We start from the raw sequence: 24,951 nt of genomic DNA, 5'->3' as shown, positions 1-24,951 counted from the left end.
TCTGGGGCCGGTACGCATCACAGGCGGACCGTAACCAGCTGCGACGCCGCCAACGCAAGCGGTCACAACCTGCTAGGGGGAAACCGTGGCGCTGAAGCCCGAGCCGACCGCGCCGTTCCACTCGGTGCAGTACGCCCTGCGCGTCCTCGAGACGATCTCCAGGCATGGTGGCGGTGTGACCGATGTGCAGATCGCGCGTGAGACCGGTCTGCCTTCCGCCCATCTCGCCCCCATGCTGCTGATGCTGCGCCGCGAGGGGTATGTCGTACAGGTCTCGGACGGGGCCTATGCGATCGGCGACTCCCTGGTGCTGCTCGGCTCCGGCGTGAACCGGCAGCAGGCCCTCCAGGCCAAGCTGCAGGAAACCCTGGACCAGCTGCGCGACTCGGTCGGCGCCGCCGTCTACATCAGCCGGTACGTCGACGGCGAGGTGCGGATCACCCAGTTCGCCGACGGTCCGCGGACGCCCAAGGTCAACGAGTGGGTGGACTTCCGGTCGGCGGCACACGCCAGCGCAGTCGGCAAGTGCCTGCTCACCCAGCTCGACCAGAACGGCCGCCGCGACCACCTCTCCCGGCACAAGACCGCCCGGCTCACCTCGCGGACGATCACCAACGAGAAGATCCTCTTCTCGAAGCTGGACAGCCAGCCGGCCACCGTGCCGGTGCTCGACCTCCAGGAGTACGCGCTGGGTACGGTCTGCGCGGCCGTCCCGATCACCGCCGGCGCCGCGGTGGGCTGCCTGGCCCTCTCGATGCCGATCGAGCACGCCCACCGGCTGCGCTCGGCCGCCCAGACGCTGAACCGCAGAGCCGCCCCGGTGCTGCTGTCGCTGGCGATCTAGTTCTCGCCAGTTCTCGCACCTGGTCCGGTGCACCCCCGCGGACCAGGTACTATTACCGGGTCAGCAGGCGCCGCTAGCTCAGTTGGTTAGAGCAGCTGACTCTTAATCAGCGGGTCCGGGGTTCGAGTCCCTGGCGGCGCACAGACGGAATGAAGCCCCTCGCGGAAGCGGGGGGCTTCTTCGTGCACCTCAGGATCTGAGGTACGCGAGGACGGCGGGCACCCGGCGGTGGGTGTCCTCCGCGGGCGGCAGGTGGAGCTTGCGCTCAACCACTGGGGGAATTCCGGGGTGTTGTCGAAAAGCACCCCGGCATGTGGCTCACTGCCGCGCGGCGGCGCCGCACCATAACTGACTGGACGTCAGAACTGTACGTCCGAGCACGCGTAGAACGCGTTCGTCGTGTCATGCACGGTCCACACCGACAGGATGATGTGCTTGCCGGTCTTCCCGGTGGGGATCGAGCCCTGGTGGACGGCCGTGGATCCGGGCCTGGCGCCGTTGTACTTGACCGTCAGGAAGGGCTGCGGGTCGAGCGCGGCCCGGGTCAGCGGCTGGTTCCGGTTCCACCCGTTCTTGGTGATGTAGTACTTGAAGTCGGTCGTCGCGTGCATGGCGGTGAACTGCCAGCGGAAGCTGTAGCCCTGGCCGCCGGTCACGTTGGTCGCGGGCCAGTTGCCGCCACGCGGATCGTCGAGCTGAGCGAAGCGGCTGTTGCCGCCCGCGCAGATCTTGCCGTCGGCGGGCCCGGCGGACGGGAAGCCCTTGGGGCCCTCGACACTTTGCGGTTCATAGATGATCTCGCCGCAGCCGGTCACCGTGCGGTTGGCGCAGAGCTTCTGCCGGCTGATGGGCTGGTCGGTGTATCCGTGACTGGTTGCGCTGCCGGTGGCGACTACGGAGATTCCGGCGACGGCGAGGCTGATCGCAGCCACGCCAATCCTTTTACGCATGACGCTCCTTGAGAACGTGGGGGGAGTTCTGCGAGCCGTGCGCACTTCAGGTCTAGACCAAGTTTCAGATTATTGACGGCGCCTGAGCATGTCCATACCAATCGACGACACGATGCGGTCGCACCGGCCCCGCGAGGTCTCGACCAGCTCGCCGTTGGGCATGTCGTTGCCCGCCACCCACGCCTCGGCCGCGGCGGCACTGCGCCCGCCCGCCAACTGCCGCTCCACCAGCCGCGAACGGCGCACCCCGGCGGGCGCCTCCACGTACCAGACCTCCCCCATCAGCGCCCGCCCCTCGCGCCACCCCGGCAGATCGCAGGCCAGGTAGTTCCCCTCGGTGACCACCAGCCGCGCCGCCGGGGCGATGAGGTGCCGGGCGGCGACGGGCTCGTGCAGCGTGCGGTCGTAGTCCGGTACGTAGATCCCCTGGGCGGGCAACTCCCGTACCCGCCGCAGCAGCGCCTCGTACCCCCACACGTCGAAGCTCGGCGCGGAGCCCTTGCGGGAGGCCAGCCCGAGCCGCTCCAGCTGGACGTTCGACAGATGAAAGCCGTCCAGCGGCAGGTACGCGGCCGAGTCGGCCCCGTGCACCCGCTCCACCTCGGCGACGAGCCCGCGCGCGAGGGTGGACTTCCCGGCCCCGGGCGGACCGGCGATCCCCAGCACCGAGCGCGCCCCGCCCCGCTCGGCGGCCACCACCCAGGCATCCGCACCCAGCCGCACCAGATCCATGCGCGAGAGGGTAGCCGTCGCCGACAGGGCCCAGCTCTGATCTGGCGCTCGGTCAACGCCGCCGATCCGGCCGTCCGAGCTGCCCATGTACGGAGGGACGTTCCAGCCGACGCCACGGAGCTGAGCCGGGACGCGGACCGGAACCGGGCGGCGCCGGCCACGTGCCGGTGTCCGCGCCGGTGCCCGCGCCGGTGCCCGAACCTGCTCAGGCAGCCGTGGACACCGGCAGCGGCTCCGATCGCGCCCACCGGACGGCTCAGCCGACCCTCCCCGTGTAGAAGGCCACCGTCAGGTCCCTCACCAGCCCCTTGCGCTCGTAGTCATCGAGATCGACGAGACCGCGCGCGGTCAGCCGGTTCACCGTGTCGTCCACCGCGTCCACCACCGAGGTCAGCACGCTGTCCCGGTGCTTGGCGTCGAGCGCCTCCACCCGGCGCCGCCGCATCGCGGCCGCCACCTCCGGCGCGTACTCGATCCGGGTCGGCTGGGCCGAGAACACCTCGATGCCGATGGGCTCGGCCTCCGCCGACAGCATCCGGGTGAGCGCGTCGCCCACCGCCTCCGCGTTGCGCAGCGTCGGCGCGTCGTCGTGGAAGGCATCGGTCGGCAGCTGCGAGAGCACGCGCGCCATCGCCGCCTCGACCTGGTCCCGCAGATACGACTCGTGGTCCGCGACGGCGAGCGCCGCCCGTACGGTGTCCTTGATCTTCCACACGACGAGCACGACGACCCGCAGCGCGACCCCGTTCGCGTCGACGGCGGGCATCGGTTCGCTCCGCCAGTGCCGAAGCCGTACGTCGACCCGGCGGTGCCGCAGCAGCGGACTCATCCACACCAGCCCGGTGCGCCGGACGCTGCCGCGGTACTGCCCGAAAAGCGTCAGCACCCACGCGTGGCCGACCCGGCCGCGGCCGAGCCCGCCGAGGGCGAGGAGGGCGAGGAAGCCACAGAACGCGAGCACCGCCAGGTGGGCTGGGCCGAGACCGTCGTACGGGTACGAGGGGAGCCCGGCGGCGCGGGCCGCCCAGCCGGGCATGAGCCCGGCCCGCCACAGCACCGCCGAGCACCCGGCCAGCGCGACGGTCCCGGCGAGCAGCGCGGCCCAGCCGGGCAGGACGGGGCCGGGGTGCTCGACGAGATCGGGGTCGGCGGGTGGCGCGGTCCGCGGCCGCACGGCGGACCGAGGGGCCATCCCGCGCGGCGTCAGTTCGCGGAACAGCAGATGCACCGGGATCTCGGTGGATGCCTCGTTCCGGATGACCAGACCGGGCAGTTGCCCGGCCGCGCGGGCATCGTCGGCGACCCGGAAGTGGTCCGCGACGCGCCCAACCCCGGCTGCCGTTCCACCACCTCCGCCAAGCCCCCCGGCGGACACAACCCCGCCGCCCACATCTCCCACGACGCCCGCATCGCCCCCGTGGCCGGCGGAATCCCCGTCGTCAGCGGGATCCCCGTCTCCCGCGAGACCCCCGTCGTCGGCCGTATCCGCGCCAGCGGCCGGCCCCGCGGCACTGGCCGGATCGGCGGCTTGCCACGGACTTACGAACTGAGCCGGATCACCGGCACAGGCCGGATCACCGGCGCGGGCGGGACCCGCGTCATGGGCTGGATCCGCGGCTTGCGCGGGGCTGACGGCCGGGGCCGGACCCCAGGCATGCGCGGGATCAACGTCGTGGGCCGGCCCCTCGGCGTAGGCCGAAGTTACGGCCTCGGCCGGACCCGCGTCATAGACCGGACCGCCGGCTTGCGCGGGGCCCGCGTCATAAGCCAGACCGCCGGCATGCGCAGGGCCGGCCTGGGCCAGATCCCCGGCTCTCGCCGGACCTACGGCATGGGCCGGACCGCCACCATGCGCGAGACCTCCGGCATGGGAGGGGTCCGCGACTTGCCCGGGATCATCCAGGTCCACGGCGGGCGCGGCGCCCACGTGTAGCCCGGAACCCGTGGGATATGACCGGTCCACCGAACCGACGGGACCAACCGGTCCCGTCGGGACCAGGTGATCCACCGGCTCCCCCGGACCCGCATGACCCCCGAGGTCAGCACGGCCCACCGAGTGGGCGGGGCCTACCCGATCCAGCCCCCCGACCGGCTCGCCCGGAACCGCATGGTGCACCGGGCCACTTGGGCCCGGCCCGCCCAGCCGCTCGACCGGCTCGGCCGCGTGCGCGAGGTCACCGGCGGTCGCCGGCACAGGCCACCCACGATCCGCAGGCTCCGCCGGGGCCAACCCGCCCAAGGAACTCGCGACCGCGCGGCCCACCGGCCTCACCGGATCCGCAGGGCCCACCCGATCCAGCCCCCCGACCGGCTCACCCGAAACCGCCTGGTGCACCGGGCCACTTGGGCCCGGCCCACCCACCGGACCCGCATGGCCCGTCGGGCCACCAAGGTCCGGCCGGCCTACTCGCTCGACCGGCTCCGCCGGATCCACGCGGTTACCGGGGCCCGCCTGGGCCAGTCGATCCACCTGGGCCACAGGCCATCCACTGTCTCCAGACCCCACGCGATCCGTGGGATGCACACCGTTCAAGGGACGACCGGGAGCCTCCGGGGCCCGCATCTCCGTATGGTGCGCCTCGGCCACCGTGCCCACGGGGTCCACCGGACGTGCCCCGTTCAAGGGAACACCGAGAGCCTCCGGAGCCCACACCTCCGTGCGCTGTGGCTCGGCCGCCGGAGTCGCTGGGCAGCCGTCGTTCACCAGCGCCTCCGGGGCCCGTGCGTCCGGGCCGTGTGCGTCGGCCACCGGCCAGCCGCGGTCCCCGAGCTGCACCGCAGCGTCGTTCACGGCCCCTGGGTCGGCCGGCCGGCCGCGGTCCGTCGTGGGTTCGGGGGGCCGTGCCCGGCCCGCCGGGGCTGGGCGGGGCGACAGGCCCAGGGGTTCCGGCGGTGGTACGTGGTCCGCCGGGTTCACCAGGACCACGTGGGCCGTCGGCTCCGCCAGAACCACCGGGGCCGTGGGCGCGGACGCGCGCGGGTCCTCGGGGGCGGGCTCGGGCCAGGGACCGGCCGGCTCCGCCGGCGTGCCCTCCGGGTGCGAATACGTCGTACTCATCTCTGCCTCCGTCATGCGAAGAGCCGCCGCCAGGTCTCAGGCCCCGGGTAGCCGTCCGCGGCAGCGCCGCGCCAGCCCTGGGCCCGCTGGAACGCCTCGACATTGCGTCTGTCCGCCTCGTCCCAGCGCGGTCCCGGCCCCGACGCGTAGTACTTGCCGAAGCCTTTCTTCACCAACTGCCTGCCGAGCCTCTCGATCTCCGGTCCGGACTGCCCCGGCCGGAAGACCCCCTTGCCCGGATAGGCCGGCACAGCGCTCGTGCCGATGCCGCCGCCCTGCCCCGAGCGCGGGATGTCCTTTCCCTTCTTCTGGACCAGCAGCCGCCAAGTGCCCACGCCCGGCAGCCCGTCGGCGTCCGCGCCCTTCCAGCCCTGTGCCTCCTGGAACGCTTTGGTCGCGAGCCGGTCCGCCTCGCCCCAGCGCGGTCCCGGCCCACGCCCGTAGAAGCGGGCGGCGCCGCGGCCGGCGAGCATCTCGCCGAGCCGGGTGACATGTGCGTTGTTCGCGCCGGGTCCGAACGACCCGGCGCCCGGGTACCCGGCGCTGCTGCTCGGGCCGCCGGCCGGGCCGACGGGCTCACTCGGCGTCGCGGGCGCGGTCGGTGTCGCGGGTGGCGTAGTCGGCGTGGGCGGGGTGTCCGGGGCCAGGGCCTTGTACCTGTACGGCACATAGTGGTCGGCGTTGTTCCAGTACGCGTACGGCGTGATCTGCCGGCGGGTGTACGGGCGCGCCTGCTCGTACGCGGTGTAGTACGTGTGCGAGTAGTCGGCCCAGCCGCCGAAGATCGTGACGTGCGAGCCGTTCGTCGGGTTGTCGGGATTATGGAAGAGCAGCATGTCCCCCGGCCGCAACTGCTCCTTGGTGATCCGGGTGGCGAACGTGTCGAGGCTGCCTGTCCATTCGTTGGTGCCGAGGTTCCAGGCCATCGACACGTAGCCCGAACAGTCCTGCCGGTACCCGTCCCTCCAGTACATCGACATGCTGTACGGAACCTGCTCCCTCACCCACCGCTTGGCCCGATTGATGATCGTCGTGCGGTCGATGGGCTTCATCGCCGGCGCCCCGGGCTTCCCGACGGGCGGCTTGCCCGCCGGCCCGTGCAGCGGGCCCTTGCCGCCCTGCGGGCTGCCCTGGCCGGCGTCCGGGTCCGGGTCGTCCGCGCGGACCAGGTCGTCCGCGCGGACCGCCGCGTGCCCGGGAGCGGTGACCGCTGCCGCCACTCCGCCGCCGCCACCGAGGACCACACCGGCCGCGGTGGCCAGTACGAGCGCCCGGCGCGCCCCGTGCGCGGCCGGGTGGCCGCCGTTCTTCAGCGGCAGGGTGTGGGTCCTGGCCCGCCGCTGCCGTACACATCCCCCGCAAGCACAGTCGCTCGCGGGCTCGAACTCCTCAAACACCGGTGCCGCCATCGTCATGCGTTTTCCGTCCGCTCCCCTTGACGCTTCTCCTCTGGACATATTGCATGTTGACGTACCAAAAGATTATCAATGGGGCAATCGGCGGCGTGGCCGGTCTGTATCACCCTTCTGCTTCAGGTAGAGTTCTCCAGGTCAGCAGGCGCCGCTAGCTCAGTTGGTTAGAGCAGCTGACTCTTAATCAGCGGGTCCGGGGTTCGAGTCCCTGGCGGCGCACAGACAGCCGAAACCCCCTCACCGAAGTGAGGGGGTTTCGTCGTCCCAACCGTCGTTCCAACCCGCTCCCGACCCGCTGTCAGAGCCGCATGCCACCCTTGCGATCAAGGCGAGCGGTCGTGGACCCTATCCTGGAGCCAATGGCTCCAATGGGGCAGGCGTTCCGAGCGCTTGGAGTCTCGGCCGGTTGCGGCGCAAACGGGGTGGGGCCCGTAAACGAACTGATGTCGGTGCGGGCATCATGCAACCGGAAAGCTCCCGTCCCGTGTCTGTAGGGACGGTGGCTCGCCACCAGTGTGCCCGAGGCGGTCGAGGGGGACCGGCACCTCAGGCAGAGGACCGACAACCACGCAGCCCAGCATGCGTGCGGGGGGATGACTCATGACGTCGACGCCGACCGGCGCCCGGCACAATTTCGACCCGTCCCAGACAACGCAACTGCGGGTACCACCGCACCGCGCCGGAGGGTCGCGCAGACGCCAGAAAAAGGCGCTGCCGCGTTACGACTACGAGCACTACAGCCGGCTGGCCGGTCCCCTGACCCAGCCCGACCCCACCAGGCCGTACAAGGTCCAGTACCGCTCGCTGCTCTCGCAGGAGCCGCACCGGATCCGTGCCGCGCTGCTGCTGGGCGCGGCGCCGCTGGTCTCCCTCGGCCTGCTCGTCTGGCTGCTGCAGCCCGCCCACTGGACCGAGCGTGATCCGAACCTGAAGAACGACACCCTGCTGATCCTCGACGTGATCATGCTCGTGTCGATCGGTCTGATCGAGCTGTTCCGTACCTTGAACGTCACCTCGAACGCGCACGCGACGCTGGTGGCACGCGACCCCGTCCCGGTCGTGCCCGAGACCGGCACCCGCGTGGCCTTCCTCACCTCCTTCGTTCCGGGCAAGGAACCGCTGGAGATGGTGACGAAGACGCTCGAGGCCGCCGTGAAGATCCGGCACCGCGGGCTGATGCACGTCTGGCTGCTGGACGAGGGCGACGACCCCGCCGTCAAGGAGGTCTGTGCGCGGCTCGGCGTCCACCACTTCTCCCGCAAGGGCGTGGCGAAGTGGAACCAGCCCAAGGGCGCGCACCGCGCGAAGACCAAGCACGGCAACTACAACGCCTGGCTCGATGCGCACGGCGGTGACTACGACTACTTCGCCTCCGTGGACACCGACCACATCCCGCTGCCCAACTACCTGGAGCGGATGCTCGGCTACTTCCGCGACCCGGACGTCGGGTTCGTCATCGGCCCGCAGGTCTACGGCAACTACGACACGTTCGTCACCAAGGCCGCCGAGTCGCAGCAGTTCCTCTTCCACGCGCTGATCCAGCGGGCCGGAAACGCCTACGGCGCCCCGATGTTCGTCGGCACCTCCAACGCGGTACGCATCAAGGCGATCAAGCAGATCGGCGGCCTGTACGACTCGATCACCGAGGACATGGCGACGGGCTTCGAGATGCACCGCGCCAAGAACCCGGCGACGGGCAGGAAGTGGCGCTCGGTCTACACCCCGGACGTGCTGGCCGTCGGTGAGGGCCCGACCGCCTGGACGGACTTCTTCACGCAGCAGCTGCGCTGGTCGCGCGGTACGTACGAGACGATCCTCAAGCAGTACTGGCGGGGCTACGGCTCGATGCCGGCCGGCAAGCTCTTCAACTACACGATGATGATCATCTTCTACCCGATGTCCGCCCTGAACTGGATCCTCGCGGCGCTCAGTTGCGCGCTGTTCCTGGGTATGGGCGCCTCGGGTGTGCAGATCGACCCGGCCATGTGGATGATGCTGTACGGCAACGCCTCCGCGCTCCAGATCGGCCTCTACATCTGGAACCGCCGCCACAACGTCTCGCCGCACGAGCCCGAGGGCTCCGGCGGCCTCGCCGGCATGGTGATGTCCGCGCTCTCCGCACCGATTTACGCGCGTTCCCTGATGGACGCGGTGCTGCGCCGCAAGAGCTCGTTCGTGGTCACACCCAAGGGCGACTCCTCCAGCCCGGACACCCTCTTCGGCACCTTCCGTATCCACCTCTTCTTCATCCTGGTCTTCGGCGGGTCGCTCGCCTCCTCGTTCTGGTTCGGGCACGACCACCCCGCGATGATCACCTGGGCCTCGCTGGCCCTGCTGATCACGGCCGCGCCCATCTTCGCCTGGCGGTACGGCGTCCGGCAGGAGAAGAAGAAGCGGAAGGCCCGCCCACCCGTTCAGCCCGGACGGCACGTCTCGCCCGAGATGCCGACCCCTGCCGCCGCAGACCAGACCATGCAGATAGCCCTTGGGGGACGTAAGAAATGAAATACCGTCCAAGCCGCCGCACCCGCCGCGTAGCGATAGGTGCGGCAGTGGTGGTCGCGCTGGCGGGGTTCAACGGGCCTGCGCTCTACCGCTTCGGCTCGGAGCAGTACCACGAGTACAAGATCAACCGTCCCGAGTACAAGGCCGACAACGGCCATTGGGACATGCTCGACGTACCGGCCGAGTACAAGATCAATACGATTCACGCGGCCCTGCTGCACACCGGAAAGGTGCTGCTGGTCGCGGGGTCGGGCAACAACCAGAAGAACTTCGACGCCAAGAGCTTCCGCTCGGTGCTCTGGGACCCGGAGACCGACACGTACAAGAACATCCCGACGCCCAAGGACATGTTCTGCGCCGGGCACACCCAGCTGCCCGACGGCAAGCTGCTGATCGCCGGCGGCACCAAGCGGTACGAGAAGCTCAAGGGCGACGTCACCAAGGCCGGCGGCCTGATGATCGTCCACAACGAGGACCCGGACGCACCCAAGACGCTGCCCGCGGGCACGGTCTTCACCGGCAAGAAGAACGGCAAGACGTTCGTCTCGAAGGACCCGGTGGTCGTCGAGCGCGCGAAGAAGGTCTTCGACCCGGCGACCGGCAGGTTCCTGCGGACGGAGGCGGGCCTCGGCCGGATCTACGTCGAGGCGCAGGAGAGCGGCAAGGAGTACGAGACCGGCACCGAGGACAACTACCGGGTGCACGGCCTCAAGGGGGACGACGCCCGCAACCTCTACGGCATCGCGCAGAAGCTGGCTCTCGACAAGAAGGACTTCCAGGGCATCAAGGAGACCTTCGAGTTCGACCCGGTGGCGGAGAAGTACATCACGGTCGACCCGATGAACGAGGCCCGCTGGTACCCGACGCTGACCACCCTGGAGGACGGCAAGGTCCTGTCCACCTCGGGGCTCGACGAGATCGGCCAGATCGTCCCCGGCAAGAACGAGGTCTACGACCCGGAGACCAAGAAGTGGGAGTACCTGCCGAAGGAACTGAAGCTGCCGACCTACCCGGCGCTGTTCCTGATGGACAACGGCAAGCTCTTCTACTCCGGCTCCAACGCGGGCTACGGACCTGCCGACGTGGGCCGCGAGCCCGGCATCTGGGACGTGGACAGCAACAAGTTCACCAAGATCCCCGGCCTCAGCGACCCGGACCGGATGGAGACCTCCCTCACCGTCATGCTGCCGCCCGCCCAGGACCAGAAGTTCATGGTCGTCGGCGGCGGCGGGGTCGGCGAGTCGGAGAAGGCCAGTGAGAAGACCCGCCTGGTGGACCTCAAGGAGGACAACCCCCGCTTCAAGGACGGCGCGTCGCTCACCCAGGGCACCCGCTATCCGAGCGGCTCGCTGCTGCCCGACGACACCGTCTTCGTCACCGGTGGCTCCAGCGACTACCGCGGCCGCGGCGGGTCGAACGTCCTCGAGGCCCGGATGTACGACGCCAAGTCGGGCGAGTACCGCAGGGTCGCCGACCCGGCGGTCGGCCGGAACTACCACTCCGGTTCGGTGCTGCTGCCGGACGGACGCGTCATGATCTTCGGTTCCGACTCGCTGTACGCCGACAAGGAGAACACCAAGCCGGGCGTCTTCGACCAGCGCATCGAGATCTACACCCCGCCGTATCTGTACGGCGGCGGCGCGCGGCCGGCGCTCGGTGAAGGCCCGAAGACCATCGAGCGGGGTGACACGGCGGAGTTCAAGACCAAGGACGCCGCGGCCATCACGTCCGCGCGGCTGATGCGGCCGAGCGCCGTCACCCATGTCACGGACGTCGACCAGCGCTCCATCGCGCTGGAGCTGACGAAGACCGCGGACGGCATCTCGGTCACCGTCCCGGAGAACCGCGCCCTGGTCCCGTCCGGCTGGTACATGCTCTTCGTCGCGGATGCCAAGGGCACGCCGTCGGAGGCGGTCTGGGTCGAGGTGCCGTAACCACGGCCGTATGTACGTGAGGAGGGGGCGCCCCGGGCTCGGGGCGCCCCCTCCTCACGTACAGCGTGGGCTACTTCGTGTTGCGGGCCAGATCCAGCGCGTACTGCGGCCACCAGTCGCCCGCCTTCGGGCCGCCCTTGCAGTCGCCGTCCGACTCACCCGGGCGCTTGACCCACAGGTACGCCTTCACCAGCGGGTCGCCCGTCTTCGTCGTCGGGGTCTCACCGAGCGCCCTGCCCGGCGGGTTGCACCAGTTCTCCTTCGGATCGCCGCCGGTGTACGGGCCGTTGCCGTTGCGGCTGGTGTCGATGACGAAGGGCTTGTTCCCCACCTTGGCCGAGAGCTTCTTGCCGAAGTCCGTGCTGGCCTGCGTGGTCTGGAAGTTGGAGACGTTCACCGCGAAGCCGTCGGCCCTGTCGATACCCGCCCTCTTCAGGGGCTCGAAGAGCGCGTCCGGCGACTGCCAGCCGGCGTTGCCCGCATCCAGGTACACCTGCGTCTTCGGCAGCGTCTTCAGCTTCTCGACGGCGCCCTTGAGCAGGTCGTAGCGCTCCTCGTGGAACTCGCCCGGCGTACAGCCGTCGGCCAGGTGCAGGATGGCGTCGGGCTCCAGGATGACCGTGGCTGCACGGTCGCCGATGCCCTTGGCCACGCTGTCGATCCACGCGCGGTACGCGTTCCCGTCCGCGGCGCCGCCCTTGGAGAACTGGCCGCAGTCCCGGTGCGGGATGTTGTAGAGCACCAGGAGCGCGTCGCGGTCGGCCTTGACGGCCGCGTCCGTGAAGCCCTTGGCGTCGCCCTCCGGATTGTCCGGGCCGATCCACTCACCCACCGGCTGCTCGGCGATCTTCCTGATCAGCTCGGCGTTCTTGTCGTCCCCGTCGTCGAGGTACGAGGCGACCTGCTTGGCCGCGTTGCCGTCGGGGTTGACCCAGAACGGGTCCGTGTCCTTGGGCTGCTGGGAGACGACCGGCTTCCCCGACCCGCCCTTGCCGTCGCCGTCGCCGGAGGAACACCCCGCCAGCAGCAGCACCGCCCCGACCACGGCCATACCCGTCTTCACACTGCCGTACATCCACTCCCCCTCGGGTGCACCACCACAGGACTTCCCCGGGCTCCCCTGCCCGGACAAGACCGGTCGAATCCATCCTGGCACAGCGCTCCGGCGGCCCACGAGCAGTGCCCCGATCGTCGGACAGCTGTTACGTCAGGAGCGGGAGGCTGAGTCCCAGCCTGTCAGGTACGCCGAGACCACCACGTTCGCCGTGTACGCCTTCGCCACCCGGTCGTACGTCCCGCCGCAGGTGATCAGGCGCAGTTCCGCGCGGCCCTGTTCGCGCGGCCCGTACGCCTGATGGGCGTCGAAGCGGTCGCGGCTGACCGCCTGGACGTCCTCGATGGTGAACTCCGCGACCGTGTGGTCGGCTCGGACCACCCGGATCTTCTCGCCGGGGCGCGCCGAGCTCAGGCCGTAGAACACGGCCGGCTTGGAGTCGGTGTCGACATGAGCGACGAACAGTGCCGCGCCCGCGACTCCCGGCTGCGCGCCGCTGCCGTACCAGCCGACCGCGCCGGGCTGGTCGTACGGCGGCGGAGCGACCGCGCCGTCCCGGTCGAGGCCGCGCGGGACGACCGGCGCCTGGACGCCTATCGAGGGGATGTCCACCCGCCGGGGCCGTGCGGCGGGCAGCGGTTCGCGGGCCGGGGGCAGCGGGATGAGCGGCCGGCCGGCCGCGGGCACGTCGCCGCCGGGCGGCTCCGGACCGGACCGCGGCACGTCGGTGATCGCGCGGCCCCAGATCCAGAGGCCGGCCAGCAGCACCGCCCACGCCAGGCCGGTGATCAGCCTTCCGGTGCCGGCCGGGCGGCCTTCGTCGGACACGTCAGTCGCTGCGGCGCCGCCGCCGCAGGGCCCGGCCCGCGACCGCGACGGTCGCCGCTGCCGCGAGGAGGACGCCGATGACGGTGTGCCGGGTGCTGGGCCCTTCGTCCTCGGCCGCGTGGGCGGCGGTGCCGCCGCCACCGGCCCGTACCGGGGAGACCGGCGATGAGTGGTGCGTGGGCTCGTCGGCCGGCGGCTCGTGGGTGGGCGGCTCGTGGGTCGGCCGGTACGGCTGGTACGGCTGCTTGTGCGTCGGCTCGTCCGTCGGCCGGTGCGTCGGCTTGTGGCTCGGCTCATGGCTCGGCTTGTGGGTCGGATCGACGTGCTTGACGACCTGCACGCCGGCCGTCGCCTGGCCGTCCTTGCCGTCGCAGACGACGCGGATCGTGTGCCACCCCGCCTGCGCGTTCGACCTGATCATCGCCTCGCCGTACAGCACGCTCCCCTGCCCGTCCCGGGCCGCGAGATAGCCGTCGGCGACGAACACCGGGGACGTGGCGGAGCCGGTCCTGCTCTTGCACCCGGTGACGCGGAACTCGATCTCACCGCCCGGCTCGACGGTGGACGGGGTGACGGTGAGCGTGCCGCGGTTCTCCTCACCGGCGTACGCGCTGCCTGCGGGGACGGCCACCAGTACGGCGGCCGCACCAGCGGCACGGAGTGTGAGCAGAGCTGAGCGCATCGTAAACCTCCTGATACACAGAAGACTTACGTGTGGCTCACGTCTTCGCATCCGGACGGGCCGGTGACTGGTCCGGACGGGGGTACGACGGGGTCACTCAGACTCGGTCGAGCAGGTCCGCGATCGAGTCGACCGTCCTCGACGGGCGGTAGGGGAACTTGTCGACGTCGGCGGGCTGGGTGAGGCCGGTGAGCACCAGGAAGGTCTGCATGCCGGCCTCCAGCCCGGCCAGCACGTCGGTGTCCATCCGGTCCCCGATCATCGCGCTGGTCTCGGAGTGCGCGCCGATGGCGTTCAGGCCGGTCCGCATCATCAGCGGGTTGGGCTTGCCGGCGAAGTACGGCTCCTTGCCGGTCGCCTTGGTGATCAGCGCGGCGACGGACCCGGTGGCGGGCAGCGGGCCCTCCGGGCTCGGGCCGGTCTCGTCGGGGTTGGTGCAGATGAAGCGGGCACCCGCGTTGATCAGCCGGATGGCCTTGGTGAGGGCCTCGAAGCTGTACGTACGGGTCTCGCCCAGCACCACATAGTCCGGCTCGTGGTCGGTCAGGACATAGCCGATGTCGTGCAGGGCCGTGGTCAGGCCGGCCTCGCCGATGACGTACGCGGTGCCGCCGGGCCGCTGGTCGTCGAGGAACTTCGCCGTGGCCAGCGCGGAGGTCCAGATGTTCTCGACGGGCACGTCGAGCCCCATCCGGGACAGCCGGGCGTGCAGGTCGCGCGGGGTGTAGATGGAGTTGTTGGTGAGCACCAGGAACGGCTTGCCGGACTCGCGCAACGCCTTGATGAAGGCGTCGGCCCCCGGGATCGGGATGCCCTCGTGGATGAGGACACCGTCCATGTCGGTGAGCCAGGATTCGATCGGCTTGCGCTCTGCCACTGGACTGTTCTCCGCTCTGCGGTGGCCACTACTCGACTACTCGACTACTCGACTACTCGACTACTCCACTGCTCCACTGTCCGACGCGCCCAGGGTAACCGGGGCGGGCCGTGGACGGCCCTGCCGTCCACGGCCCGGACAGTCACCCGGCGCTCACCTGCCGGATCAGGCGAGCCACACGTTGTCGAGGGTCCAGTACCAGTTGTTGCTGCCGCTGTAGCGGAAGCGGACCTGGACGTCGGTCGCACCGGCCGGCACCTGGAGCGGGATCGACTCCCACTTCGCGACGGCGTCGGCCGTGTAGCTCTTCACCACGGCCGGGGTTCCGCCGTTGTACGAGACGAGTACCTCGGCCTTCTGGCCGGCCTCCTGCCGGTAGTGCGTCTGGAAGCGCAGCGACTTCGAAGTACCGCCGGTGACCGCCCACTTCGGGCTGACCAGCGTGGAGTCGTACGTACCGGTGAAGCTCTTGTCGGCCCACTCGTCGGAGTCGGCGACGGCGAAGACGTCACGGGAGCGGACGTTCAGTTCGCGCCGCTGGTCGCGCTGCGACTGGCTCCAGAACTCGTCGGTCGCGAAGGCCCAGCCGCGCCACTCGGTGACGCCGCCCGTGCCCATCTTCGAGTTGTCGACGGACCAGCCGGTGGGCGCGGTGTGCGTGAAGCCCTTCACCCCGGATCCGATGCCGGTCTCGTCGACGCGCGCCTGGAGGTTCGGCCGGACCGTGTCGAAGGCGTCGTTGTCCGGGCTGCGCAGCGGGACCCCGTCGAGTCCGGCGGCCGAGACGCCGACCTGGTCGAGGGCGGTGGCGGCGACGTCGACGAGCCGTACGTCGTGACGGACCGAGCCGGCCGGGATGCCGGCGCCCTTGGCGAGGACGAAGGTGCCGCGCTCCTTGATGGAGGAGCCGCCGTGGCCGCCCGCGTCGGTGTGGCCGTGGTCGGTGGTGACCAGGATCTTCCAGTTCTCCTGGGCGTACGTCGGGCGCGAGGTGACCGCGTTCAGGACGGTACCGACGTGCTTGTCGCTGCGGGCGATCGCGTCGAGGTACTGCTGGCCGGCGGCCCCGTGGTTGTGCCCGGCGATGTCGATCTCACCGAAGTAGACGTAGGCGGCGTCGGGGTTCTGGTTCCGCAGCTCGTCGGCGGCAGCGGCGGCGATCTTGGGGTCCTCGACGTCGTAGCCGTTGGCGTCGCCCTTGAGACTCAGCCGCTTGTCGATCGCGGCGGAGAAGATCGGGCCGCCCTTGTCCGAGGAGGTGATGGGCTCCCAGTCGGCGGCGGCGTAGGTGTTCAGCGACGGGTTGGCGTTCTCGATCCGGGTCAGGAAGTCGGGGTACGTGCCGAACTGCTTGCCCGCGAAGGAGTTGTCCTTCACCCCGTGCTTGTCGGGCCAGACGCCGGTGGCGATCGTGGACCAGCCGGGCCCGGACGAGGTGGCGGCCATCGGCTGCGCGTACAGGGTGCTCTGGGCGGTGAGGCCCTGTGCCATCAGGCCCTTGAGATTCGGGGCGTTGGCGGCCTTGATCCGGTCCAGGTTGGCCCCGTCGAGCCCGATCACCAGGACCTTGTCGGTGCTCGCGGCGGTGGCTGCCGCCGGGGCGGTGGGCGCGGCCTGGGCGCTCACCGTCGCGGCGAGCAGGGCGGTGGCGGTGGCGGTGGCGACGGCGGCCACGGTCAGCGTACGACCGGCGCGTCTGGTCATAGCTCGTCTGGGCATGGCTGACTGCACGTATTCCTCCATGGGCATCGTGGGGGCAGAGCGGAGGGCCCGGTCCGGAGCCGAGTTTCGCTCTGGACCAGACCCGTTACCTTCGCGTCACTGTCCGACGCTGTCCAGAGCCTGAACCGCTCTGGTTGCCGCAGGGTGTCCGGTCAGCTGCCGGTGGCCGACTTCCACGCGTCGACGTACGCGGGAAGGTTCTTCTCGATGTCGGCCCAGTCCGGCTCGAAGACCTCAACACCGCTCATCAGCTTGGTGAGTTCGCCGGCGTTGGCGTCGGTGGGCTTGACGTCCGTACGGGCCGGGAAGCCGCCGCCGATCTCGCTGACCTGCTTCTGCGCGTCCTCGCTGAGCATGAAGTCGAGGAGCTTCTTGCCGTTCTCACTGTGCGGAGCCTTGCTGACCAGGCCCGCCGCGTACGGGAGCGCGAAGGTGGTGGGCTTGCCGCCGTCCTTCGCCGGGAACCATATGCCCAGGTTCGGCATGGACTTGGACTGGGCGAAGTTCATCTGGACATCGCCGTTGGCGACCAGGATCTCGCCCTTGTCGACCTTGGGCGCGAGCTTGCTGGTGGAGGAGGACGGGCCGACGTTGTTGGCCTGGAGCTTCTTCAGGTACTCCATCGCCGGCTCCTTGCCGCCGAAGTCGTGCATCGCCTTGATGACGACCGCGGTGCCGTCGCCCGCGACACCGGGCGTGGAGTACTGGAGCTTGTCCTTGAAGCGGCCGTCGAGGAGCTCCTCCCAGGTCCGGGGGGCCTCCTTCAGCTCCTTCTTGTTGTGGACGAACGCGAAGTAGTTGTTCACGACCGAGGTCCACTTGCCGTCGCCGGCCTTGTCGCCGCCGTTGACCTGGTCGGAGCCCTTCGGCCGGTACGCCTGGAGCAGCCCCTTGCTGTTGGCCTGCTGGATGAACGGCGGGAGGGTGACGAGGACATCGGCCTGGGTGTTGGACTTCTCGCGGACGGCGCGCTGCACCATCTCTCCGGAGCCGCCCTCCACGTACTTCACCTTGATGCCGGTCTTCTTCTCGAAGTCCTTGAAGACCTGGTCGTACCAGCCGTCGCCGTTCTCGCCCTTGAGGCCGTCGGCGCTGTAGACGGTGACGACCTTCTCGTCGGAAGCGGCGGACGTACCGCCGCAGGCGGTGAGGGTGGCCGTGAGGGCGGCGGTGAGGGCGAGGCTGCCGGCGACGGCGGCGATCGGCTTGAGGTTCTTGGACATGACGTTTCGTTCTCCTAGCGGAAGGAAGCTCTGGTACGGATACGGGAGACGGCGAGCAGGACCAGCAGTGTCGTGCCCATCAGCACGACGGCGACGGCGGAGCCGGTGAAGAGCGAACCGCGGTCGGTGGCCGTGAAGATCTGGACCGGCAGGGGCATCCAGTCCGGCGGATAGAGCATCATCGTGGCGCTCAGCTCGCCCATGGAGAGGGCGAAGCAGAGCCCGGCGGCCGCGTTGAGGGACGGCAGCAGGAGCGGGAGTCTCACTCGCCACAGGACGTACGAGGGGCGGGCGCCCAGGCCGGCCGCGGCCTGCTCGTACGCCGGGTCGAGACGGACGATCGCGGCCGAGACCGACTGGTGGGCGAACGCGGTGACCAGCACGGTGTGCGCCAGGATCACGATCCAGCGGGTGCCGTTGAGCAGCATCGGCGGCCGGCTGAAGGCGACGAGGATCGCCAGGCCGACGACGACGGACGGGACGGCGACCGGCAGCATGAACAGCGCGTCCAGGACTCGCTTCCCGCGCTCTTTCAGGGCTGCTCCGGCGAGGGCCGCCCAGGTGCCGACGGTCAGTGCGAGCAGGCTCGCGGTCACGGCGGTGACGAGGCTGGTGATCAGGGCCTGGAGGGAGTCCCCGCGTACGGCCGATCCGTAGTGCTCGGCGGTCGGGCCGGACGGGAAGGCGCCGGACCAGTGGGTCGAGAAGGACGCGGCCACGATGACGAGGAGGGGCAGCGCGAAGAGCGGCAGGAAGAGGGCGAAGAAGAGGGCCCATGTTGCCCACTTGCCCTTGCGGCTATGCACCAGCACGACGGCTCACCACCCGGTAGAGGCTGTAGAGGCCCACGGAGATCGCGATGTTGACGACGGCGACCACGCAGGCGGCGGGGTAGTCGGATTCGAGGATCGCCTTGCTGTACACGAGCATCGGCAGGGTCGTGACGCCCTTGGCACCGGTGAAGAGGACGATGCCGAACTCGTTGAGGCACATCACGAGGACGAGGCTGCCGCCGGCCGCGAGGGCGGGCAGCGCCTCGGGGAGGATCACCTGCCGGACGATCCGGGCGGGCTTGGCGCCCAGCGACGAGGCCACTTCGAGCTGCGCGGTGTCGATCTGGGAGAACGCGGCGAGCAGCGGCCGCACCACGAACGGCGTGAAGTAGGTGATCTCGGCGAGGAGTACGCCCCAGGGTGTGGTCAGGAAGTGGAACGGCCCGTCGGCGGCACCGGTGAGATCGGTCCACACGCCGTTCGCCATCCCGACGGTGCCGTAGACGAACAGCAGCGCGAGCGTGATGAGGAAGGAGGGGAAGGAGAGGAAGACGTCGATGAACTTCGAGACGGCCTTCCCGCCGGGGAACGGTACGAAGGCGATGACCAGGGCCAGCGCGAACCCGAGGACGAGACACCCGATCGTCGATCCGGCAGCGAGCCACACGGTGGTACTGAGCGCCTCCCGGAACGCCTCGGACGCGAAGACCTCGGCGTAGGGGGCGAAGGAGGTGCCGCCCTCGTCGGGCGAGACGGACTGCTGGACGACAAGGCCGAGGGGATAGAGAAAGACCAACGAGAGAACAGCAACGGGCGGCACCGCCCAAACCCAACGCGGCACCGAGCGCGGACCCTTGATGCCGCCGGGCCCCTCGGGCGGGGGCCGCGTCGGGCCGCCGACGGTGGTCGGGGCGGGCGAGGCCGCGGAGCGGGAGTCGGTCGCCGGGGCGGGCGCCGACGGCGAGTGACCCCCCGCGAGGGGACCCGCACCGGACCCACGGTCCGCACAGGTGGTGCGGGTGGGAACCCCAGCCCGGCCGTAGGCCGGGCGCACCCCAGTTCCGGCCTCAGGCCGGTCCGGCGGGGGCGCCGACGGCGAGGTGCCCCCCGCCAGGGGACCCGCACCCGGCCCACGGTCCGCACGCGCGGGCGCCGCTGGCGAGGCGTCACCCACCCGGGGACCCGCACCACCCGACCCACGGTCCGCACGCGCGGGCGCCGACGGCGATGTGCCCCCCGCCAGGGGACCCGCGCCGGACCCCCCACCGCCCGCCGCAGGCGACATCGCGCTAGCCATGGGACACCCCCGCTCCCGCAGGCAGCAGCACCGCGTCCTCCGGTGCGAAGTGCAGGGTTACCTCGTCACCGAGCGCCGGGGTCCGGCGCAGCTCGCGGAGGTCCGCCTTGACGCGGTGGCCGGCCACATCGACGTACAACCGGTGGGTGGAGCCGCGCCACTGCACCTCGGCGACCGTGCCGCGCAGCGGGTTGGGGCCCGCGCCGAGCCCGACCAGGTGGGGGCGTACGCACAGCGTGGCCGCCGCACCGGCCGCCGCGGAATCGGGGGTGGCGACCGCCAGGTCCTGGCCGGCGAAGCGGACACCGCCGTCGGCGACCTCCACCGGCAACAGGTTCGCGTTGCCGACGAACGACGCGGTGAACTCGGTGCGCGGGCGCCGGTAGAGGTCCTGCGGGGTGCCGCAGTCCTGGAGGCGCGCCTTGTCCATGACCGCGATGCGGTCGGCGAGGGTGAGCGCCTCGACCTGGTCGTGGGTGACGTACAGGATCGAGACGTCGGGCAGCTCCCGGTGCAGCCGCGCGAGTTCGGCCAGCATCCCGGACCGCAACCGCGCGTCGAGCGCGGAGAGCGGCTCGTCGAGGAGCAGCACGCCGGGCCGGATCGCCAGCGCCCGCGCGATGGCGACGCGCTGCTGCTGGCCGCCGGAGAGCTCGCGCGGATAGCGCTTGGCGTAGGCGGCCATGCCGGTCATCTCCAGGGCCTCGGCGACCCGCCCCGGGATCTCGCCCTTGGGTGCCTTCTGCGCCTTGAGGCCGAAGGCCACGTTGTCCTCGACCCGCATGTGCGGGAAGAGCGCGTACTGCTGGACGACCATCCCGATGCCCCGCCGGTGCGGCGGCAGCCCGGTGACGTCCCGGCCGCCGATGAGGACGCGCCCGGAGCGGGGCTGTACGAAACCGGCGACGGCCCGCAGCGCGGTGGTCTTGCCCGAGCCGGAGGGCCCGAGGAGGGCCATGACCTCGCCGGGCTCGACGGTGAGGTCGAGCGCATCCAGCACGACGTTCCCGCCGTACGCGACGGTGACCTGCTCGAAGCGGATCCCGCTGGTCATCGGTCCGCCTGGGGCTCGGCCTCGCGCGTCAGCCGCGCGAGCAGATCGGGGAGTCCGGCGACCGAGCCGAGGATGTGGGTGGCGCCGTTGTCGCGGAGCGTGGGCTCGTCGTGTGCCCCGGTGAGGACTCCGGCGACGACGCGCGCGCCGGAACGGGCGCCGCTCAGCATGTCGTAGGCCGTGTCGCCGGCGACGGCGATCTCTCTTACGGAATCGGCGGCTCCGGTGCGCAGCAGCGCCGCCAGCACCATGTCCGGGTAGGGCCGGCCGCGGCCGGCGTCGGCCGGGCAGAGGGTGAGGTCCGCCAGGTCCTGCCAGCCGAGGGCGTCGAGGATGGCGTCCTGGGTGGTCCGGGCGAAGCCGGTCGTCAGGACGACGGTGCGGCCTGCGGCGCGCAGGGACGCGATGGCTTCGGCCGCGCCCGGGAGGGGCGCGCACTGCCCGCCGTCGACCAGCTCGGCGTACGCCTGCTCGAATGCCTTGTTGGCGGCCTGGGCCTTCTCCTCCTCGCCGAAGAGCGCCCGGAAGACGGTGATCTTCGATTCGCCCATGGTGGCGCGGACGTACGCGAGCTGCTCGGCGTGGTCCGGCGAGCCGGGTTCGACGCCCAGCCCCTCGGCGGCGCGGGAGAAGGCCTGCTCGACGAGGCCGCCGTCGGCGACGGTCGTGCCGGCCATGTCCAGCACAACAAGGTTGATCTTCGCTTCGGTCATCTCATTCGTCATGTCACTGCTCATGTCGCTGCTCATGTCACTGCTCATGTCACTCACCAGCCCAGCTCGTCGGCGGTCTTCTCGGCGATCGCGGGCGAGCAGGTCATGCCGCGCCCGCCGGGCCCGGTGACCAGCCACACGCCCTCGCGCACCTGCTGCCGGTGCACGACGCGGCTCTTGTCGGTGCACTGCGCGTACACCCCCGCCCAGCGGCGGCGGATCTTCGGCAGCGGCCGGCCCAGGAAGGACTCGACCACTCCGGCCAGGTGCTCGTACGGGTCCTCGAGTACGTCGAAGGCGAAGGGGTGGTCGTACTCGTGGGTGTCGCCGATGGTCAGCCCGCCGTCCTTCCTCTGCACCATGAGCAGCTGCATCTTGTGCTGGGCGGCGGTCGGCGCCTGCGGCTGCCCGTCGTTCAGCGCGTCGAGCGCCTCGCTCGCGTACGCCGGGTAGTACCGGAAGCTGTCGGCGTCGGCGACGGATGTCGTCAGCGGCTCCCCGAGCGGATCGGTCTGCATCATCTGCAGCCGGACGCGGCGTACCGGCAGGTCGGGGACGAGCTCGCGGACGAGGCCGCCGAGCGACGCGCCCGTACAGAGGACGACGGCGTCACCGCTGTGTACGTCGCCGTGGTCGTCCCGGACCGCGCGCTCGCCGATCACCTCGCGGACCTCGCGCCCCCCGAGGAAGGTGTAGCGGCCGGACGCGAGGAGCTTCGCCCTGAGGGCGAGCTGCGCGGTGCGCGGCTCGACGGCGGCGTCGCGTTCGCACCACAGTGCGCCGCCGCCGTGTCCATTCAAAGCGAGGCCCCGCAGGGCGGGGTTGATCTGGCGTGCCTCGTCCGCGGTGACGAGCCTGTAGCCGCGGGCGGCGGCGTCGGGACGGTTCAGCGCGGCCTCGGCGACGGCCAGTTCGGGGGCGTTGCGTACGACGGTCAGCGAGCCGTTGGCCCGGAAGCCGAGCTCCGGGACCTCGGCCCCGATGGCCTCCCACAGCTCGCGGGCGCGCAGTGCGGTCTCCAACTCCTCCCCGCCCGCGCGGCCGCTGATCCACACCTGGCCGAAGTTGCGGAGTGAGGCGCCGCGCGCCTCGCTCTCGCGCTCGATCTGGACGACCTCGTGGCCGCGTTCCACTGCGTGCCAGGCGTGCATGGTTCCCACTACGCCGGCTCCGACGACAATGACTCTCACGGCGGCAACGCTCGTGGGGACGAGTGACCCGGATAAATCCACCTGGCAACGGCACGGTGAACAGGCCCCCAAGGATGGACTAGACCCGTTATATTCTCGTGATCAAAAGCTGTCTTCTGAGCGCAGCGTGAGGGGCGATTTACCCCTGGTTGCCCAGATGTGCAGTGCCGCATCCCCCGGGGGCAACCCCCGGACCCCCAGCCCGGACCCGCCCAGCCCCGCCCGCGGTCAGCCGCGCAGCCTGCCCAGGGTCAGCCACGCGGCCCCAGATGCGCCGTGCCGCATCCCCCGGGGGGCGACCCCCGGACCCCCAGCCCGGACCCGCCCAGCCCCGCCCGCGGTCAGCCGCGCAGCCTGCCCAGGGTCAGCCACGCGGCCCCAGATGCGCCGTAAAGCTGAAGCGGTCACCCCGGTACAGCGAGCGCACCCGCTCCAGCGGCCGGCCCGCCGTGTCCCGCGACAGCCGGTGGATGAGCAGCATCGGGAGGGCCGGCGGGGTGCCGATCAGCAGCGCCTCGCGCGGTGTCGCGAGTACGGTCTCCAGCCGCTCGTCGGCATCGCCGAAGCCGATGCCGAGCCGGTCGCGGAGGTAGACGTAGAAGGAGGAGTCCGGCTCGAACTCGCTGTCCAGCCGCGGCACCCGGGTCACCGAGACGTACGTGCTCTCCAGCCCGACCCGCTCGTCGTCCGCGAGCAGCACCCGCTCCAGGTGCCAGACCGGCTCGCCCGGCCGGGCCCCGATGTCGGGCGCGAGCGCCTCGGGGCACGGGAAGCGTTCGAGGCTGATGAGGTTACGTCCGGGGCGACGGCCCTGACGGCGTACCCCCTCGGTGTAGCTGGCCAGCGACAGCGGCTGCTCCAGCTTGGGGCCCGCGACGACCGTGCCGCGCCCGTGGCGGCGCAGCCGCCCCTCCAGCAGGAGTTCGCGCAGGGCCTGCCGGACGGTCTCGCGCGCGACCTCGTACCGCTCGGCGAGATCGCGCTCGGTCGGCAGCAGCCCGCCCTCGCCCAACTCGTCGAGCAGTACGGCGATCCGGGCCTTCACCGCGTAGTACTTGGGGATGCGCCCGTGCTCCGGGATGCCGGATCGGATGGGTGCGCCAGGGACCTGGTCGTTCGGGTAGTCCACGGTGGGACTGTACGGCCAGTCCAGGGTGGGACTGTACGGCCGGTCAGCCTCTGCGGTGCCGCCGGGACCCCACGACGAGGACCCCGCCGCCGAGGACGAGCCCACCGGCGACGAGGCCGAGCCCGCGCAGCCGGTCGGCCTCCGCGCCCGTACGCGCACCCGTACTCGCGAGGCCGTCGGCCGGCGGGTCGGCGGGCTCGTCGTCGGCCGGGGCAATGGCGAAGCGGTAGTCGGCCGAGTCGCCCACCCAGTCGCCGTCGTCGCCCTTGCGCTGGACGACTGCCGCCTCGGCGACGACCTCGTTGGGCAGCGCGTCGGCGGTGAACGCGAGCCGGACGTCGACGGTGAGCGTCCCGCCGGGCTCGACGGTGAAGCCGGGAAAGGCGGTGCCGCCCTCGAAGACGCCGATGGCCTCGTCCTCGTCGGTCTGCTCCATGGTCGCGGGCCGCTGCCGGTCGGCGGCCTCGTCGAAGAACTCCATCCGGACCTGGGAGGCCCTCAGTACCCGGTCGCGGTCGGTGAGTACGACGACGGGGTGGATGCCGCGGCACACGTGACCGGTGGTGTTGGTCAGCTCCAGCTGCCAGGTCTGGAAGCCGCTGCCGGGCCAGTAGGTGGCGGGGCCGCCACGGATCACGGTACGGACGGGAAACTCGCGGCTCGCGGGGTCCCCGCAGGTGGGCGGCTGATTTGGACCGGCGACGGCTGCGGGGGCGGTGGCCGCGGCCGCGTGGCCGGCTGGGACGATCGCCGCTGTGGCGATCGTGCCTGTGGCAACTCCAAGGGCAAGGGCAGTGGGCAGTCGCATGAAGGGCCTTCGCTGCTCGCCGGACGCATATCGGATGCTTGTAGGACCAGATGACTAAATGACCTGGTCCGGCCCGAGACCCTGCCACGCGCACCTGTCCGCGCCGGGACGCCACGAGTCCGTACGTCCGAACCGTTCGCCGATTCCCCCCGAACGGTCCAGTTCC

Annotated in this window: 20 protein-coding genes, 2 tRNA genes and 1 pseudogene; 6 read left to right on the top strand and 17 right to left on the bottom strand. The window is 70.8% G+C overall.

Going from position 1 to position 24,951, the window contains the following annotated elements; translation table 11 throughout:
- Positions 1-85 precede the first annotated feature (85 nt).
- Both NLX86_RS15855 and NLX86_RS15850 read left to right on the top strand, forming a co-directional pair.
- Positions 86-844, top strand: coding sequence for an IclR family transcriptional regulator C-terminal domain-containing protein (locus NLX86_RS15855; RefSeq protein WP_254372344.1), 759 nt, complete (start codon positions 86-88; stop codon positions 842-844).
- Positions 845-911: 67 nt separating this feature from the next.
- Positions 912-985: transfer RNA gene (locus tag NLX86_RS15850), tRNA-Lys, on the top strand.
- A 218-nt stretch (positions 986-1,203) separates the two neighbouring features.
- Here the strand turns inward: NLX86_RS15850 and NLX86_RS15845 are convergent.
- The 3 genes and pseudogenes from NLX86_RS15845 to NLX86_RS15835 form a co-directional block, all read right to left on the bottom strand.
- Positions 1,204-1,794, bottom strand: a complete 591-nt coding sequence (locus NLX86_RS15845) for a lytic polysaccharide monooxygenase (protein WP_254372343.1) — start codon at positions 1,792-1,794, stop codon at positions 1,204-1,206.
- A gap of 69 nt (positions 1,795-1,863) precedes the next feature.
- A complete protein-coding gene (locus tag NLX86_RS15840) occupies positions 1,864-2,526 on the bottom strand; it encodes a nucleoside/nucleotide kinase family protein (RefSeq protein WP_254372342.1) in 663 nt (220 codons plus the stop codon).
- 256 nt (positions 2,527-2,782) lie between these two features.
- Positions 2,783-3,787: pseudogene (locus NLX86_RS15835) on the bottom strand (SPFH domain-containing protein); the annotation flags it as partial.
- Here NLX86_RS15835 and NLX86_RS15830 point away from each other — a divergent pair.
- Positions 3,749-4,459 carry a hypothetical protein gene (locus NLX86_RS15830; protein WP_254372453.1) on the top strand — a complete coding sequence of 237 codons (711 nt, stop codon included), beginning with the start codon at positions 3,749-3,751 and terminating at the stop codon, positions 4,457-4,459. The pseudogene NLX86_RS15835 and the gene NLX86_RS15830 sit on opposite strands and share 39 nt — an antisense overlap.
- Positions 4,460-5,595: 1,136 nt before the next feature.
- Here NLX86_RS15830 and NLX86_RS15825 read toward each other — a convergent pair.
- Positions 5,596-6,993, bottom strand: coding sequence for a peptidoglycan-binding protein (locus tag NLX86_RS15825; protein ID WP_254372446.1), 1,398 nt, complete (start codon positions 6,991-6,993; stop codon positions 5,596-5,598).
- Positions 6,994-7,141: 148 nt separating this feature from the next.
- Between NLX86_RS15825 and NLX86_RS15820 the strand changes: the two genes are divergently transcribed.
- From NLX86_RS15820 to NLX86_RS15810, 3 genes are all read left to right on the top strand, one after another.
- Positions 7,142-7,215, top strand: a tRNA-Lys gene (locus NLX86_RS15820).
- Positions 7,216-7,596: 381 nt separating this feature from the next.
- Positions 7,597-9,501 carry a glycosyltransferase family 2 protein gene (locus tag NLX86_RS15815; RefSeq protein ID WP_254372341.1) on the top strand — a complete coding sequence of 635 codons (1,905 nt, stop codon included), beginning with the start codon at positions 7,597-7,599 and terminating at the stop codon, positions 9,499-9,501.
- Entirely contained in the window at positions 9,498-11,435 is a 1,938-nt protein-coding gene (locus tag NLX86_RS15810; RefSeq protein WP_254372340.1) for a kelch motif-containing protein, read from the top strand. The genes NLX86_RS15815 and NLX86_RS15810 overlap by 4 nt, the downstream gene beginning before the upstream one ends.
- A gap of 70 nt (positions 11,436-11,505) precedes the next feature.
- Here NLX86_RS15810 and NLX86_RS15805 read toward each other — a convergent pair whose 3' ends face one another.
- The 13 genes from NLX86_RS15805 to NLX86_RS15745 all read right to left on the bottom strand — a co-directional run bounded on the left by NLX86_RS15805 (position 11,506) and on the right by NLX86_RS15745 (position 24,785).
- Positions 11,506-12,510 (bottom strand): glycoside hydrolase family 6 protein, encoded by a 1,005-nt coding sequence (locus NLX86_RS15805; protein ID WP_254372339.1) that lies wholly within the window; start codon positions 12,508-12,510, stop codon positions 11,506-11,508.
- Between the two features lie 132 nt (positions 12,511-12,642).
- A complete protein-coding gene (locus tag NLX86_RS15800) occupies positions 12,643-13,317 on the bottom strand; it encodes a class F sortase (RefSeq protein WP_254372338.1) in 675 nt (224 codons plus the stop codon).
- 1 nt (position 13,318) lies between these two features.
- Entirely contained in the window at positions 13,319-13,999 is a 681-nt protein-coding gene (locus NLX86_RS15795; RefSeq protein WP_254372337.1) for a hypothetical protein, read from the bottom strand.
- 97 nt (positions 14,000-14,096) lie between these two features.
- Positions 14,097-14,876 (bottom strand): HAD-IIA family hydrolase, encoded by a 780-nt coding sequence (locus tag NLX86_RS15790; protein ID WP_254372336.1) that lies wholly within the window; start codon positions 14,874-14,876, stop codon positions 14,097-14,099.
- A gap of 165 nt (positions 14,877-15,041) precedes the next feature.
- Positions 15,042-16,580 carry an alkaline phosphatase family protein gene (locus tag NLX86_RS15785; RefSeq protein WP_254372335.1) on the bottom strand — a complete coding sequence of 513 codons (1,539 nt, stop codon included), beginning with the start codon at positions 16,578-16,580 and terminating at the stop codon, positions 15,042-15,044.
- A 170-nt stretch (positions 16,581-16,750) separates the two neighbouring features.
- A complete protein-coding gene (locus tag NLX86_RS15780; RefSeq protein ID WP_254372334.1) occupies positions 16,751-17,821 on the bottom strand; it encodes a 2-aminoethylphosphonate ABC transporter substrate-binding protein in 1,071 nt (356 codons plus the stop codon).
- Positions 17,822-17,835: 14 nt separating this feature from the next.
- Positions 17,836-18,633, bottom strand: a complete 798-nt coding sequence (locus NLX86_RS15775; RefSeq protein ID WP_254372333.1) for an ABC transporter permease subunit — start codon at positions 18,631-18,633, stop codon at positions 17,836-17,838.
- Positions 18,620-19,453: a 2-aminoethylphosphonate ABC transporter permease subunit gene (locus NLX86_RS15770; RefSeq protein WP_254372445.1), complete on the bottom strand. Its 834-nt coding sequence runs from the start codon at positions 19,451-19,453 to the stop codon at positions 18,620-18,622. The genes NLX86_RS15775 and NLX86_RS15770 overlap by 14 nt, the downstream gene beginning before the upstream one ends.
- A gap of 430 nt (positions 19,454-19,883) precedes the next feature.
- On the bottom strand, positions 19,884-20,945 hold the full coding sequence (locus NLX86_RS15765; RefSeq protein ID WP_254372332.1) for an ABC transporter ATP-binding protein: 1,062 nt from the start codon (positions 20,943-20,945) through the stop codon (positions 19,884-19,886).
- A complete protein-coding gene (locus NLX86_RS15760) occupies positions 20,942-21,670 on the bottom strand; it encodes a phosphonatase-like hydrolase (RefSeq protein WP_254372444.1) in 729 nt (242 codons plus the stop codon). Before NLX86_RS15760 ends, NLX86_RS15765 begins: the two co-directional genes overlap by 4 nt.
- A 41-nt stretch (positions 21,671-21,711) precedes the next feature.
- Positions 21,712-22,848, bottom strand: a complete 1,137-nt coding sequence (locus NLX86_RS15755) for a TIGR03364 family FAD-dependent oxidoreductase (RefSeq protein WP_254372331.1) — start codon at positions 22,846-22,848, stop codon at positions 21,712-21,714.
- 364 nt (positions 22,849-23,212) lie between these two features.
- Positions 23,213-23,977, bottom strand: a complete 765-nt coding sequence (locus tag NLX86_RS15750) for a GntR family transcriptional regulator (protein WP_254372330.1) — start codon at positions 23,975-23,977, stop codon at positions 23,213-23,215.
- Positions 23,978-24,020: 43 nt separating this feature from the next.
- Complete coding sequence (locus tag NLX86_RS15745) at positions 24,021-24,785, bottom strand: hypothetical protein (RefSeq protein WP_254372329.1); 765 nt, start codon at positions 24,783-24,785, stop codon at positions 24,021-24,023.
- Positions 24,786-24,951 lie beyond the last annotated feature (166 nt).

Source organism: Streptomyces sp. A3M-1-3, from assembly GCF_024213665.1.
Classification (GTDB): Bacteria; Actinomycetota; Actinomycetes; order Streptomycetales; family Streptomycetaceae; genus Streptomyces.
The sequence above is the reverse complement of the archived record's forward strand: the minus strand, read 5'-3'. Positions and strand labels throughout refer to the sequence as shown.

Bases quoted from the DNA above. Each gene is read 5' to 3' on its own strand.
- NLX86_RS15810 (WP_254372340.1), top strand. From the start codon at position 9,498: ATGAAATACCGTCCAAGCCGCCGCACCCGCCGCGTAGCGATAGGTGCG.
- NLX86_RS15795 (WP_254372337.1), bottom strand. From the start codon at position 13,999: ATGCGCTCAGCTCTGCTCACACTCCGTGCCGCTGGTGCGGCCGCCGTA.
- NLX86_RS15840 (WP_254372342.1), bottom strand. From the start codon at position 2,526: ATGGATCTGGTGCGGCTGGGTGCGGATGCCTGGGTGGTGGCCGCCGAG.
- NLX86_RS15780 (WP_254372334.1), bottom strand. From the start codon at position 17,821: ATGTCCAAGAACCTCAAGCCGATCGCCGCCGTCGCCGGCAGCCTCGCC.
- NLX86_RS15845 (WP_254372343.1), bottom strand. From the start codon at position 1,794: ATGCGTAAAAGGATTGGCGTGGCTGCGATCAGCCTCGCCGTCGCCGGA.
- NLX86_RS15760 (WP_254372444.1), bottom strand. From the start codon at position 21,670: ATGACGAATGAGATGACCGAAGCGAAGATCAACCTTGTTGTGCTGGAC.
- NLX86_RS15745 (WP_254372329.1), bottom strand. From the start codon at position 24,785: ATGCGACTGCCCACTGCCCTTGCCCTTGGAGTTGCCACAGGCACGATC.
- NLX86_RS15825 (WP_254372446.1), bottom strand. From the start codon at position 6,993: ATGGCGGCACCGGTGTTTGAGGAGTTCGAGCCCGCGAGCGACTGTGCT.
- NLX86_RS15765 (WP_254372332.1), bottom strand. From the start codon at position 20,945: ATGACCAGCGGGATCCGCTTCGAGCAGGTCACCGTCGCGTACGGCGGG.
- NLX86_RS15805 (WP_254372339.1), bottom strand. From the start codon at position 12,510: ATGTACGGCAGTGTGAAGACGGGTATGGCCGTGGTCGGGGCGGTGCTG.
- NLX86_RS15830 (WP_254372453.1), top strand. From the start codon at position 3,749: ATGCACCGGGATCTCGGTGGATGCCTCGTTCCGGATGACCAGACCGGG.
- NLX86_RS15815 (WP_254372341.1), top strand. From the start codon at position 7,597: ATGACGTCGACGCCGACCGGCGCCCGGCACAATTTCGACCCGTCCCAG.
- NLX86_RS15785 (WP_254372335.1), bottom strand. From the start codon at position 16,580: ATGACCAGACGCGCCGGTCGTACGCTGACCGTGGCCGCCGTCGCCACC.